Source organism: Saccharopolyspora griseoalba (genome assembly GCF_042665275.1).
Lineage (GTDB): Bacteria > Actinomycetota > Actinomycetes > Mycobacteriales > Pseudonocardiaceae > Saccharopolyspora > Saccharopolyspora griseoalba.
Genome location: NZ_JBHTCJ010000013.1, coordinates 1 through 12,488 on the forward strand (window position 1 = coordinate 1; position 12,488 = coordinate 12,488).

Consider the following 12,488-nt stretch of genomic DNA (forward strand, 5'->3'; position numbering starts at 1 on the left):
CGAGAAACCCCAGCGCTGCGTGCGCTGGGGTTTCTCGCGCGAGAAGGCCGCCCACCGGTCCGCGAGGACCGCGCTCCCCGGACAAACAAACTGGGCACACGCCCGTCGCGTGTGCCCAGCTGCTCCCCCTGCGGTGCCTGCTTCAGGCAGCGCAGTCACGGCAGATGAACTGACCGTTCTTCGTCTCGGCCAGCCGGCTGCGGTGGTGAACGAGGAAGCAGCTCGAGCAGGTGAACTCGTCAGCCTGCTTCGGGAGCACCTTGACGGTCATCTCCTCGCCGGACAGGTCCGCGCCCGGCAATTCGAAGTTCTCCGGAATCGCACCTTCGTCTTCGTCGACGACCCCGGATTGCGCATCGTTGCGTCGCGCCTTCAGCTCCTCCAACGAGTCCTCCGCCAAGTCGTCGGACTCGCGGCGCGGAGCATCGTAGTCGGTCGCCATCGTGATTCACCCCTGCGTTTGTGGAGACTGCAATGGTGTGCCGCTGGTCAACGTTCCAGGAACCGGATTTGTGCCCGAGCGGGCAGTGATCGCGGTCTCTCCCTGCAACGTGCTTTAGTTCCCCCGTGTTGAGCGACTCGCCTCATCCGGCACTCCGTGAGGCGCCGAGAGGGTAGCTCATAACTTCTGCGAACATGCATCAGGTCACCCTCGGGTGTGTTATTCGGCGCATCCGGGCGGCGACGAAGATCGAACCCGGAGGTGCGAGCGCCCCGTCGCCCAGAAGCCTCCGCACTGCGGTTGCCCGCCCGAAACCCGCGTGATGCGATGCTCCAGCGGCGGCGTGCTCAGCATCGATTCAGCCGGAACTCACGGCATCGAGCGCGACACGGCGGCACCGGCCGACACCGCGCGCCGCACGATCAACACCTACGCTGATCGTGTGCGGAGGCGCACGCGATCGAGGCATCCAGGGAGGGGCGGGACGTGGCAGCCGCAGGTGCAAGGTGGGGACGGCGAGCCGGATACCGTCGGCGGCGGCCGCTGCCCGCACTGGCCGTACTGGTGGCCCTTGTCGTGCTCTCGGGCCTGGTGTGGACCAACGTGTTCGATTCCATCCCGAGCCTCGAAGCCGCCACCACGTGCAACAAGCCGGGACGCGCCACCCAGCCGCCGGAGGCCTCCGGCATGCCCCCGCAGGTGCCGCTCGGCGAGATGAAGAACCGCGACGCGCTGAACTCGGTCACCCCGATCCCGCCGGAGGACGTGCACGTGCGGGTGCTCAACGGGAACGGGGAGAGCAGGCAGGCCACGCTGGTCAGCGACGAGCTGGAGAGCCTCGGGTTCACCCCGATCGGCGCGGACGACGACGCGGTCTACGTCAACTACGACCTCAAGTGCCACGGCCAGATCCGCTACGGCGGCGCCGGGGTCAGCGCCGCGCGGACGCTGAGCCTGATCGCGCCGTGCGCGCAGCTGGTCCGCGACGAGCGCGCGGACGCGGGGGTCGATCTCGCGCTGGGCTCGGAGTTCGACGACATCAAGACCACGCAGTCGGCCAAGCAGGTCCTGCAGCAGCTGGAGAGCTGGGTGCCGCAGCGCGAGGCCCAGGACGACGGGCGCGGCGAGGTCAGCCCGCCCAAGATCGACAAGAAGCTGCTGCAGGACGCCCGCGACGTGCACTGCTGAGCCCGTCCCGACGCGCTTCGCGAGCGCGGGCCCGGAGCCGGTCGGCCCCGGGCCCGCGCTCGATCACACCTCGCCGGCACCGACCTCGCGCAGGACGTCGGTGAGCTTCCGGGTGATGCCCGGCGTGGAGCACACCACCATCTCGTCGCCGAGGCCGTCCTCGGCGCCCTTGGCGGGCAGGCGCAGGTCCGCGCCCGCCTCGGCGGCGACCAGCGCGCCCGCGGCCCAGTCCCAGCGGTTGAGCCCGACCTCGTAGGCGCCGTCGATCCAGCCCGCCGCGACCGCGCAGAGGTCCAGCGAGGCCGCTCCGGCGCGACGAACATCACGCACCTCGCCGAGCAGTTCGCCGACCACGCGCGCCTGCGCGGTGCGGCGCTGCACCGAGTAGGAGAACCCGGTGGCGAGCAGCGACAGCTCCAGCCGCTCGGTGCTCGACACGCGCAGCGGCTCGCCGTCCAGGAACGCCCCACGCCCCTTCGCCGCGCTCCACACGCGTCCGGAGACGGGCTCGACGACCGCGCCCGCGATCGACTCGCCGTCGAGCTGGGCGGCCAGCGAGACCGCGTAGAAGGGGAACCCGTAGAGGTAGTTCACCGTGCCGTCGATCGGGTCGACGACCCAGCGCAGACCGTCCAGAGCGTCCTCGCCGCCCCCTTCCTCGCCGAGCACGGACTCACCGGGCCGCAGCTCGGCCAGCCGGTCGCGCACCAGGCGCTCGACGGCCCGGTCCCCGGCCGTCACGACGTCGGTCTCGCTGCTCTTGGTGTCCACACCGTCGGTGATCGCCTCGTCACGCACGGTCTTGGCCAAATCGGCCGCCTCGCGCGCGATCCGGACCGCGACCTCGGACAGAGCTGTTGCGTCGACTTCATTTCCCAATCCCACGCAGACATCGCAACACAGCACCGTTAAGGTCTGCACACCTTGGTCTGAATCGAATAGGAAGGATCAGCCATGGCGGAAGCCCGCGGTTTCGGCGTGGATATCGGCGGGTCCGGTATCAAGGGGAGCCTGGTCGACACCGAAGGCGGTGTGCTGGCCGAGGAGCGCATGCGCATCCCCACGCCACAACCATCGACACCGGACGCCGTGGCCGATGCCGTGGCCGAGATCGTCGAGAAGTTCGCGTGGTCCGGTCCGGTCGGCGTCACCCTGCCCTGCGTCATCAAAGACGGCGAAGCGCTCACCGCTGCCAACATCGACAAGAACTGGATCGGCACCGACGCCCAGTCGCTGTTCGCCGACCGGCTCGGCCGCCCGCGCGACGAGATCGTCGTGCTCAACGACGCCGACGCCGCCGGCATCGCCGAGATGCGCTCCGGCGCGGGCGTGGGCCACCGCGGCCAGGTCGTGGTGCTCACCTTCGGCACCGGCATCGGCAGCGCGATGTTCATCGACGGCAAGCTCGTGCCCAACACCGAGTTCGGCCACATCGAGGTCGACGGGCACGACGCCGAGACCCAGGCCGCGGCGTCGGTCAAGGACGACCTGGAGCTGAGCTACGAGGAGTGGGCTCCCCGGGTCACCCGCTACGTCCAGGGCCTGGAGAAGTTCCTGTGGCCGGACCTGATCATCGCGGGCGGCGGCGTCAGCAAGAAGGGCCACAAGTGGATCCCGCTGCTGGAGACCCGCACGCCGGTGGTCGCGGCCGCGCTGCGCAACGACGCCGGCATCGTCGGTGCCGCGATGGCCGCGGAGACCAGGGGCAACAACTGACCTCGCGGCCGTTTAGCACATCGGGGACTCGCGGAATCCACCTCACAGCGGAACCGCACCCCCGTGTCGCGGTTACAATGGAACACGCCCCACCTGATCCGAAGTCGTAATGGCTGGTGAGCGCTGGTGAGCCGCCTTCGCGGCGAACATCGGCGCCCACTGCGCAGGATGCAGGGTCCGGTGGGTTGTTCCCGACCTTTGGCGGCCGAGGTTTCGCGCCCTCCGGCCCGCCCTGATCGACCGTCGCGAAAGGGCGTACGTGGCAGCCGCAGAAACCGCAACCCGACGCTCCAGCTCCGCCGCAACCGACGGTGGCGCCCAGACCGAGTCGGGCCAGTCCCAGGCCACCCCAGCTTCGGAGGCGGCTGCTTCGTCTGAGGCCCAGACGAAGCCCGCTACGCGCAAGAGCACCGCCAAGAGCTCGACGGGTGCGAAGTCGACGACCCGAAAGACCGCGGCCAAGTCCGGCGCGGCCAAGAAGGGCACCGCCAAGACGGCGAAGAAGTCGGACCAGTCGGCTTCCTCCGCCGCGCCAGGCGAGGGCATGGAGATCGACGAACCGATCGAGACCGACCTGACCTCCCCGGAGGTCGGCGATCTCGGCGACGTCGAGGTGGAGATCCCCGAAGAGCCGGTTCCGGACGAGAACGACAAGCAGTCGGGCGACTTCGTCTGGGACGAGGAGGAGTCCGAGGCGCTCCGCCAGGCGCGCAAGGACGCCGAGCTCACCGCCTCCGCGGACTCGGTGCGCGCCTACCTCAAGCAGATCGGCAAGGTGGCGCTGCTCAACGCCGAGGAAGAGGTCGAGCTGGCCAAGCGCATCGAGGCCGGCCTCTACGGCACCGAGCGGCTGCGCCAGGTCGAGGAGTCCGGCGAGCAGCTCAGCACCCAGATGCGGCGCGACCTGCGTTGGATCGTGCGGGACGGCGAGCGGGCCAAGAACCACCTGCTGGAGGCCAACCTCCGACTGGTGGTCAGCCTCGCCAAGCGCTACACCGGCCGCGGCATGGCGTTCCTGGACCTCATCCAGGAGGGCAACCTCGGCCTGATCCGCGCAGTCGAGAAGTTCGACTACACCAAGGGCTACAAGTTCTCCACCTACGCGACCTGGTGGATCCGGCAGGCCATCACGCGCGCGATGGCCGACCAGGCGCGCACCATCCGCATCCCGGTGCACATGGTGGAGGTCATCAACAAGCTCGGGCGCATCCAGCGCGAGCTGCTGCAGGACCTCGGTCGTGAGCCCACGCCGGAAGAGCTCGCGAAGGAAATGGACATCACCCCGGAGAAGGTGCTGGAGATCCAGCAGTACGCCCGGGAGCCCATTTCGCTGGACCAGACGATCGGCGACGAGGGCGACAGCCAGCTCGGTGACTTCATCGAGGACTCGGAGGCCGTCGTCGCGGTCGACGCGGTGTCCTTCACGCTGCTGCAGGACCAGCTGCAGTCGGTCCTGCAGACGCTGTCCGAGCGCGAGGCCGGCGTGGTCCGGCTGCGCTTCGGGCTCACCGACGGTCAGCCGCGCACGCTGGACGAGATCGGCCAGGTCTACGGGGTGACCCGGGAGCGGATCCGGCAGATCGAGTCCAAGACGATGTCGAAGCTGCGCCACCCGTCCCGCTCCCAGGTGCTGCGCGACTACCTGGACTGAGCGCGAAGACCCGGGAAGGGCCGCCGACCGCTCCGGTCGGCGGCCCTTCTCGTCGTTCGAGCCACCCGCTCCGGCCGGCGCTTTGCCTGATTTGTCGTCCGCGGAGTGGGATTCGCCGTTCGCTTCCAGCGGAACGCCGCGTGATCACCGACCCCCGAAACTGTGATCCGGGACACCGAAATGGGGGCATCGACGGGACTCCGTCATCCCAGCTAGATCGACCGGATTCGGCGTTTTGGCTCGTCACAGCGCTGCCGCTGAAAATGATCACACTCCGCGCAGGGCGCTGCTGCAACCGGGTACTTCATGGTGACCGGGCTCTCCGGTCCGAAAAGGAACACTGACTCCGGCCAAAACGTCTGGAAGAGTAGGGCCAACGAGCACCGACCCCGCAGCCAGTGGGACACCGGTGGTCGTAGCAGGATCGAGGGCGTCGGGATGAAATCCGACGCCGGGACGGAGGGAGATATCGATGCCGGGAACGCTCACCCGCCCCGAGCTGACCGCCGCCGACCGCTGCGACCGCTGCGGGGCCGCTGCCAAGGCTCGCGCCGTACTGCCGTCCGGTGGCGAGCTGCTGTTCTGCGGGCACCACTACCGGGCCTTCGAGTCCGGGCTGCGCGATGTGCAGGCCGATGTCCAGCAGGACGAGCAGTAATGACCTGAACAGCCAGACGCGAAGCCCCCGCGGTCCCGGACCGCGGGGGCTTCGCCGTCTCCGGGGTCAGCCGGCCAGCTCGCCCAGCGCGTCCAGCAACCGCGCCACGTCCTCGGCGCTGCTGTAGTGCGACAGGCTCGCGCGGACGCCGCCCTGCGGACCGAGGCCGAGGGCGTGCACGGTCTCCCAGGCGTAGGAGTGGCCCGCGGAGACGTTGATCCCGCGCTCGGAGAGCGCCTCGGCGACCGCCCTGGGGGTCTTGCCGTCGACGCTGAAGAAGGCGGTCGGCGTGACGCGCCCCCGCGGGGCGCCGTGCCGGGTCACCCCGTCGAGGTTGGCCAGGCCGTCGAACAGCTCGGCCGCCAGCTGCTCCTCGTGCTCCCGCGCGGACGCGCGGGAGACCGCAAGCCGCTCCGCGCGGGTACCGCTCGCCGCGCCGTCCAGGTCGGCCAGGTGCTCCACAGCGGCCACCGCACCGGCCAGCTGGGCGAAGGGGTTGGTGCCGCGCTCGAAGCGCTCGGGCGAGCTCTCCGGGGACGGGACGAGCTTGTCCGGGTGCAGGTTCTGCAGCGTCCACGGGTCGTCGGCGACCACGGCCGCCAGGTGCGGGCCCGCCCACTTGTAGGCGCTGGTGGCGTAGAAGTCCGCGCCCAGCTCGGCGATGCGCACGTGCTCGTGCGGGCAGTGCTGCACGCCGTCGACGAACGAGATCGCGCCGACCTCGCGCGCCCGGTCGGTGATCGGCTTGAGGTCGGGCACGGTGCCCAGCACGTTCGACGCGGCCGTCACCGCGACCACCTTGGTGCGCTCCCCGATGAGGTCCACCACGCCGTCCACGGGCAGCTCACCGGTGACCGGATCGAGCTCGGCGGTGCGCACCGCCGCACCGGCCCGCTGCGCGTGCTGCACCCACGGCCGCACGTTCGCGTCGTGGTCGAGCTGGGTCACCACGACCTCGTCGCCGGGGTTCCAGCCCGCCGACAGCGTGGCGGCGAAGCGGTAGGTCAGCGCGGTCGTGGTCGGCCCGAACGTCACGCACGCGGGATCCGGGGCGCCCACCAGGTCGGCGACCGCGGCGCGCGCCTCGGCCACGAGGCCGGCGGAGCGCTCGCTCGACTCGAACGGCGCGCCCACGTTCGAGAGCCCGGCCCGGTAGGCGTCGCTCATCGCCTCGATCACCGGCTCCGGCACCTGCGTGCCGGCCGCACCGTCCAGCCAGGCCCTGCCGTCCGCGAGCGCCGGGTACAGCGCGCGGACCTTCTCCACGTCGAATCCCATACCGGCACCCTAAGACCCGCGGCCCGGGGAAATGATCACCGGGCGCCGGCGACCTCCGGCGCGGTGAAGGCCTCCGCGGTGGCATCGCGGACCAGCTCGACCACGCTGGGACCGTAGGCGTGCGACTCCACCACCCGCAGCACCAGGCAGAAGCGCCCGCGCAGCCCGTGCGCGCGGGCCAGCTCCCGGTAGTGGTCCTGCAGGTAGCGGGTGGCAGCGCGGTTGGAGATCGAGGACTGCCCGCAGATCAGGAACGCGGGGCGGTCCTGGTCCCGGCGCACGATCTTGGCCAGCACCACGTGCTCCAGCCGCCCGGTCTCGGCCGGGTGCTCGTGCTCGCCGACCGCGATGGTCAGCTCCTCCGGATCCCGGTCGTGGCGCGACACCCGCACCCCGGGAAGCATCGATCGCAGGTGCGCCGCGGTGCGCTCGTTGGCGTCGGGCCCGCCGATGCAGAACTCCGCCTTGCCCGCCAACCCCTGGTAGACGTCGTCGTGGAAGACCACCTCGGGTCGCGCTCGGCAGTCGCCCAGCACCGACGAGAGCTCCAGCAGCGCGGCCGCGTCGTTGCGGTGCACGCTGCGCCGCCGGTCCGACGAGGCGTGCCGGGGAACCACCACCAGGCACTCGTCGCCACCGGTCAGCCCGAAGAAGACCTGCTCGCGCCGCAGCCTGCGCAGGGCGAGCGCCTTGGTCGAGAGCCACACCGCCGAGCCGGTGATCGCGCTGGCGATGATGTTCAGCGCGATGTTCCACGCGTCGCCGCTCACAGCCCCCACCCGAGATCGCTTCCGTCCCGGTCGCAGACTAGCGAGCGCGCCACGGGCTCGTACCCCTTTTCGGCCGATCACCAGGAGCGCAGGGTGGCGATCCGCTCCTCCAGCTGCTCGACCGTGGCCATCGCGGTGGGCGGTCCGCCGCAGGCCTTCTGCAGCTCGTTGTAGATCTTGCCGTGCGGTTTGCGGGTGCGGTGGTGGTGCAGCGAGACCAGCGTGTTGAGCTCCTTGCGCAGCTTGGCCAGCCGGTCCTGCACGCTCTGCGGCTTGGCGCGCTGCTCGGCCTGCTCGGCGGCCTTCGCGGCCTTGGCCTCGGCCTCGCGCTTGCCCACGTCCTCGAGCTGCTGCTCCTGGCGCTGCTTGAGCAGCGCGCGCACCTGGTCGGGTTCGAGCAGCCCGGGGAGCCCCAGGTAGTCCTGCTCCTCCTCGGTGGTGCTGAACGCGGCGGTGCCGAACGAGGAACCGTCGTAGATGACCTGGTCCAGCTCGGCCTCGGCGCCCAGGGAGGTGTAGGTCTTCTCCTCCTCCCCCGGCTCGTCGCGCTGCGCGTTGGCCTGGGCCAGCAGCTCGTCGTCCCAGCCGTCCTTCTCCCGGTGCGGCTTGCCGAGCACGTGGTCGCGCTGCTGCTCCAGCTGACTCGCCAGCTCCAGCAGCACGGGCACGCTGGGCAGGAAGATGCTGGCCGTCTCGCCCTTCCGCCTGGCCCGCACGAAGCGGCCGATGGCCTGGGCGAAGAACAGCGGCGTGGAGGCGCTGGTGGCGTACACGCCGACGGCCAGCCGCGGGACGTCGACGCCCTCGGAGACCATCCGCACCGCGATCATCCACCGGTCGTCGGACTCGGCGAACTCGCCGATGCGGCCGGAGGCCTGCGGGTCGTCGGAGAGCACCACGACCGGCTCGGTGCCGGTGATGCGCTCCAAGGTCTTGGCGTAGGCCCGGGCCGTCTGGTGGTCCGAGGCGATCACCAGCCCGCCCGCGTCGGGCATGCCGCCCTTGCGCAGCTGAGTCAGCCGGGTGTCGGCGGCCTGCAGCACCGAGGGGATCCACTCCCCCGCCGGGTCGAGCGCGGTGCGCCAGGCCCGCGCGGTCTGCTCGGCGGTCAGCGGCTCGCCGAGGCGAGCGCTGAACTCGTCGCCGGCGTTGGTGCGCCACCGGGCCTCGCCGGAGTAGGCGAGGAACACCACGGGGCGCACGACGCCGTCGGCCAGGGCGTCGGAGTAGCCGTAGGAGTGGTCGGCGCGACTGCGCAGCGAACCGTCGGCGTCGGGCTCGTAGCCGATGAACGGGATCGGCGAGTCGTCGCTGCGGAACGGCGTACCGGTCAGCGACAGCCGCCGCACCGCCGGGGTGAAGGCCTCGCGGATCGCGTCGCCCCAGGACTTCGCGTCACCGGCGTGGTGGACCTCGTCGAGGATCACCAGGGTCTTGCGCCGCTCGGTGCGCACCCGGTGCAGGTTCTCGTGCGCGGCCACCTGCGCGTAGGTGACCGCCACGCCCAGGTAGTCGCCGGAGGTCACGCCGTCGCTGTTGCTGAAGTTCGAGTCCAGCGGGATGCCCGCACCGGCGGCCGCGGCGGCCCACTGGTGCTTGAGGTGCTCGGTCGGCGCGACCACGGTGACCGCGTCCACGGTGCGATCGGCCAGCAGCTCGGCGGCCACCCGCAGGCCGAAGGTCGTCTTGCCCGCGCCGGGCGTGGCCACCGCGAGGAAGTCCTGCGGCCTGCTCGCCAGGTACTTGGTGAGGGCTCGCCGCTGCCAGTTGCGCAGTGGCCGGGCGGACGCTTGTGCGGGGTCGCTGAGCACCGATCGGACGGAATAGTCGAGTTGCGCTTCGGACACGCCGGCTCGCCGCTCCTTCCCTTGTCTCCCCAAACCGGAATGGCGCGGGCACACCCATGAGCCCCGCGGCCCGGCCACCGCTCCCCCAGCGCGAGTCGATCAGAAGTGGATCGACCAGCACCGATCAACTTGTGGCGGGCCGCCGTGCAGCTTACCTTCGCGCCTCGGTCGTCACCGGTTCGGCCGCTCGAGATGGATCCGACACTCCGGTTTCAACACCTCGACGCCTCACCGCACGATCTATGGCGCATCCTTAGGGGTGACATGGGTTCGCCGAGTTCGTCAGACAGGCAGAGGCGCAGCGCCCCCGCACCGGCCGCGGAGCCACCGGTGCGACGAGGTCCGCTGCGCCTGCTCGTGCGCACCGTCGACAAGGCCTGGTGGGACAACATCTTCTCGGAGTCGGCCGCGGCCGCCTTCTGGCAGACGCTGTCCATGCCGCCGCTGCTGCTGGGCCTGCTGGGCAGCCTCGGCTACCTGGGCGACTGGTTCGGCCCGGCGATGGTCGAGGCCGTGCACGACAAGATCCTGGCGTTCTCCCGCACGGTGTTCACCAGCAGCGTGGTCGACCAGATCATCGGTCCGACGGTCAACGACATCCTGACCACGGGCAAGGGCGAGGTCGCCTCGGTCGGCTTCCTGCTGTCGCTGTGGGCCGGCTCCTCGGCGCTGGCCTCGCTGGTGGACTCGATCACGCTGGCCTACGACCAGTACCTGGTGCGCAACAGCATCTGGCAGCGGATCTTCGCGCTGCTGCTCTACGTGGTCTCGCTGGTCCTCGCGATCGTCGGGCTGCCCGTGGTGGCGCTGGGCCCGGAGTGGCTGCCGACGGTGTTCCCGCCGTTCTGGCAGGACGACGTGACCTGGCTGATCCAGGGCCTGTACTACCCGGCGACTGGCGTGGGGCTGGTGCTGGCGCTGGCCACGCTCTACAAGCTGTCGCTGCCGCGCAAGCTGCCCTGGCACCGGGGCCTGCCGGGAGCGCTGCTGGCGATGGTGATCTTCCTGGTGTCCAGCTACGGCCTGCGGGTCTACATCAGCTGGATCACCAGCACGGGCTACACCTACGGCGCGCTGGCCACCCCGATCGCGTTCCTGCTGTTCGCGTTCTTCATCGGCTTCGCGATCCTGATGGGCGCGCAGTTCAACAACGCGATCCAGGAGATGTGGCCGGCCAAGATGACGCGCCGGGAGCGGCGCCGCTGGCGCAGGCTGGAGATGCGCAGGCTGGCCCAGCGGATGCACACCGAGGAGGGCTACCGGGCCTGGCGCGAGGACCCCGCGAACGAGGCGCGCTCCGCCCAGCCGGAACGGCCGGACGGAGCCGCGCAGTCGGACTCGCCGAGCAGCAGGAACGACAAGCCCGCGGTGTTCAAGCACACGACGGGGCAGCCGGAGCCGCGCGGCGGCTAGCACCACCGCGCGGGTGCGTCACTCGTCGTCGCCACCGCCGGGCGGAAGACCGTTGAAGATCTCCTTGCAGGCGGGGCAGACCGGCGAACCGGGCTTGGGCGATTTGGTGACCGGGAAGACCTCACCGCACAGCGCCACCACGTGCGTGCCCATGACCGCGCTCTCGGCGATCTTGTCCTTCTGCACGTAGTGGAACACCTCCGGACGATCATCACTGGTCTGATCAGTGGTCTCGGTCCGGGTGTCGGTATCCGGCAGCGTCATCGTGCTCATGCCCCAATGATGCCGCACGCCGCGCGCGGATGTCTCCGGGCTCGCCCTTCGCGCCGGCGCGCGCCGCTCGGGTCAGGTGCCTTCGATGACCTGGTGACCGGCGGGCTCGATGCTGCGCCGCGAGCGGTGGAAGCGGTTGACGTCCTCGCTCTTGCGCGCCGGGCGGTCGTTGGCGATGAGCACCGCCATCCACGGCAGCGGGATCGAGATCGCCAGGATGATGAGTGACAACCACCACAGCTGCCACAGCTGGAACACCACGACCGCCGCCACCAGGCAGGGAATCCTGCTGGCCATCATGATCGCGTACTTGCGGCGCCGGGCCGCCTGCTGATCGTCCATCGACGGCTGTGCCTCGGTGATCAGAACCGGGGAGTCGTCACTGTGTGAGCTGTTCACGACGCTACCTCCGCCTTCATGCTCCCACTCGCGTCCGCACCCCGATACCCCTGGGGCGGGCTGTTCCTCACCTCTTCGGAGTGACCGGCGGGACACGTGCTCGAAACCCGCGCAGGCTAGATTCGAGCGGAACCCGTCGTCTGGGGCCCGGGAACGGGCGAGGAGATGTCCATGTCGCTGTACGCGGTGAGCAAGCGAACCTTGGGAGCGCTGGCCAGGGCGGTGTACCGGCCGGAGGTCATCGACGCGGACAAGGTGCCCGCCGAAGGACCGGTGATCCTGGCGCCGAACCACCTGGCCGTGCTGGACAGCTTCATCGTCCCGCTGGTGCTGCCGCGGCCGGTGTCGTTCCTGGCCAAGGCCGAGTACTTCAGCGGAACCGGCGCGAGGGGCGCGCTGACCAGGTGGCTGTTCAGCTCGCTGGGCGCGATCCCCGTCGAGCGCGGCCGCGGCCGGGCGGCCATGGAGGCGATCGGCACCGCCGAGGAGGTCCTGCGCAACGGCGGCGCGTTCGGCATCCACCCGGAGGGCACCCGCTCGCCGGACGGGAAGCTCTACCGCGGCCGCACGGGAGTCGCCCGGCTGACGCTGGCCACCGGCGCCCCGGTCGTCCCGGTCGCGCTGACCGGCACCGACAAGCTGCAGCCGCGCGGAACCAAGATCCCCCGGCCGGCGCCGGTGACGGTGCGCTTCGGCGACCCGCTGGACTTCTCCCGCTACGCGGGCATGGACTCCTCGCTGCCGGTGCTGCGCTCGATCACCGACGAGATCATGTACGCCATCTCCGAGCTCTCCGACCAGCAGTACGTGGACAAGTACCAGAAGCCGGGCTCGGCGGCGGCCTGAGCGGTTC

General features: G+C 70.5%; 13 protein-coding genes. 6 read left to right on the forward strand and 7 right to left on the reverse strand.

The features are described 5' to 3' along the window. Positions 1-142: 142 nt before the first annotated feature. Positions 143-442 (reverse strand): DUF4193 domain-containing protein, encoded by a 300-nt coding sequence (locus tag ACFQRI_RS21620; RefSeq protein WP_380671490.1) that lies wholly within the window; start codon positions 440-442, stop codon positions 143-145. Positions 443-928: 486 nt separating this feature from the next. On the opposite strand from ACFQRI_RS21620, the gene cei reads away from it, so the two are divergent. Continuing rightward, on the forward strand, positions 929-1,630 hold the full coding sequence (cei, locus tag ACFQRI_RS21625; protein WP_380671492.1) for an envelope integrity protein Cei: 702 nt from the start codon (positions 929-931) through the stop codon (positions 1,628-1,630). 63 nt (positions 1,631-1,693) lie between these two features. Here the strand turns inward: cei and ACFQRI_RS21630 are convergent, their stop codons facing one another. After that, on the reverse strand, positions 1,694-2,515 hold the full coding sequence (locus tag ACFQRI_RS21630) for an inositol monophosphatase family protein (protein ID WP_380671494.1): 822 nt from the start codon (positions 2,513-2,515) through the stop codon (positions 1,694-1,696). A 69-nt stretch (positions 2,516-2,584) separates the two neighbouring features. On the opposite strand from ACFQRI_RS21630, the gene ppgK reads away from it, so the two are divergent. From ppgK to ACFQRI_RS21645, 3 genes are all read left to right on the forward strand, one after another. Continuing rightward, positions 2,585-3,346 carry a polyphosphate--glucose phosphotransferase gene (ppgK, locus tag ACFQRI_RS21635; RefSeq protein WP_380671496.1) on the forward strand — a complete coding sequence of 254 codons (762 nt, stop codon included), beginning with the start codon at positions 2,585-2,587 and terminating at the stop codon, positions 3,344-3,346. A 259-nt stretch (positions 3,347-3,605) separates the two neighbouring features. After that, a complete protein-coding gene (locus ACFQRI_RS21640) occupies positions 3,606-4,997 on the forward strand; it encodes an RNA polymerase sigma factor (RefSeq protein WP_380671498.1) in 1,392 nt (463 codons plus the stop codon). 472 nt (positions 4,998-5,469) lie between these two features. Continuing rightward, positions 5,470-5,655, forward strand: coding sequence for a DUF7455 domain-containing protein (locus tag ACFQRI_RS21645; RefSeq protein WP_380671499.1), 186 nt, complete (start codon positions 5,470-5,472; stop codon positions 5,653-5,655). 66 nt (positions 5,656-5,721) lie between these two features. Here ACFQRI_RS21645 and ACFQRI_RS21650 read toward each other — a convergent pair whose 3' ends face one another. The 3 genes from ACFQRI_RS21650 to ACFQRI_RS21660 all read right to left on the reverse strand — a co-directional run bounded on the left by ACFQRI_RS21650 (position 5,722) and on the right by ACFQRI_RS21660 (position 9,550). Then, positions 5,722-6,933: a cysteine desulfurase-like protein gene (locus tag ACFQRI_RS21650; protein ID WP_380671501.1), complete on the reverse strand. Its 1,212-nt coding sequence runs from the start codon at positions 6,931-6,933 to the stop codon at positions 5,722-5,724. 35 nt (positions 6,934-6,968) lie between these two features. Continuing rightward, the gene (locus ACFQRI_RS21655) at positions 6,969-7,703 is read right to left on the reverse strand and encodes a hypothetical protein (RefSeq protein WP_380671503.1); all 735 of its coding nucleotides are present in this window, start codon (positions 7,701-7,703) and stop codon (positions 6,969-6,971) included. A 77-nt stretch (positions 7,704-7,780) separates the two neighbouring features. Beyond that, positions 7,781-9,550 carry a DEAD/DEAH box helicase gene (locus ACFQRI_RS21660; RefSeq protein ID WP_380671505.1) on the reverse strand — a complete coding sequence of 590 codons (1,770 nt, stop codon included), beginning with the start codon at positions 9,548-9,550 and terminating at the stop codon, positions 7,781-7,783. Between the two features lie 330 nt (positions 9,551-9,880). On the opposite strand from ACFQRI_RS21660, the gene ACFQRI_RS21665 reads away from it, so the two are divergent. Next, positions 9,881-10,963 carry a YihY/virulence factor BrkB family protein gene (locus tag ACFQRI_RS21665; protein WP_380671507.1) on the forward strand — a complete coding sequence of 361 codons (1,083 nt, stop codon included), beginning with the start codon at positions 9,881-9,883 and terminating at the stop codon, positions 10,961-10,963. An 18-nt stretch (positions 10,964-10,981) separates the two neighbouring features. Here ACFQRI_RS21665 and ACFQRI_RS21670 read toward each other — a convergent pair whose 3' ends face one another. After that, positions 10,982-11,236: a DUF3039 domain-containing protein gene (locus ACFQRI_RS21670; protein WP_380671509.1), complete on the reverse strand. Its 255-nt coding sequence runs from the start codon at positions 11,234-11,236 to the stop codon at positions 10,982-10,984. Between the two features lie 72 nt (positions 11,237-11,308). Further along, complete coding sequence (locus ACFQRI_RS21675; RefSeq protein ID WP_380671511.1) at positions 11,309-11,635, reverse strand: DUF3099 domain-containing protein; 327 nt, start codon at positions 11,633-11,635, stop codon at positions 11,309-11,311. Between the two features lie 171 nt (positions 11,636-11,806). Here ACFQRI_RS21675 and ACFQRI_RS21680 point away from each other — a divergent pair, with 171 nt between their 5' ends. Further along, complete coding sequence (locus ACFQRI_RS21680; protein WP_380671513.1) at positions 11,807-12,481, forward strand: lysophospholipid acyltransferase family protein; 675 nt, start codon at positions 11,807-11,809, stop codon at positions 12,479-12,481. The last annotated feature ends 7 nt before the right edge of the window (positions 12,482-12,488 follow it).

What these genes read in the sequence shown, in the direction of transcription:
- ACFQRI_RS21670 (WP_380671509.1), bottom strand. Translation starts at nt 11,236, where the DNA reads ATGAGCACGATGACGCTGCCGGATACCGACACCCGGACCGAGACCACT.
- ACFQRI_RS21645 (WP_380671499.1), top strand. Translation starts at nt 5,470, where the DNA reads ATGCCGGGAACGCTCACCCGCCCCGAGCTGACCGCCGCCGACCGCTGC.
- ACFQRI_RS21680 (WP_380671513.1), top strand. Translation starts at nt 11,807, where the DNA reads ATGTCGCTGTACGCGGTGAGCAAGCGAACCTTGGGAGCGCTGGCCAGG.
- ppgK (WP_380671496.1), top strand. Translation starts at nt 2,585, where the DNA reads ATGGCGGAAGCCCGCGGTTTCGGCGTGGATATCGGCGGGTCCGGTATC.
- ACFQRI_RS21620 (WP_380671490.1), bottom strand. Translation starts at nt 442, where the DNA reads ATGGCGACCGACTACGATGCTCCGCGCCGCGAGTCCGACGACTTGGCG.
- ACFQRI_RS21650 (WP_380671501.1), bottom strand. Translation starts at nt 6,933, where the DNA reads ATGGGATTCGACGTGGAGAAGGTCCGCGCGCTGTACCCGGCGCTCGCG.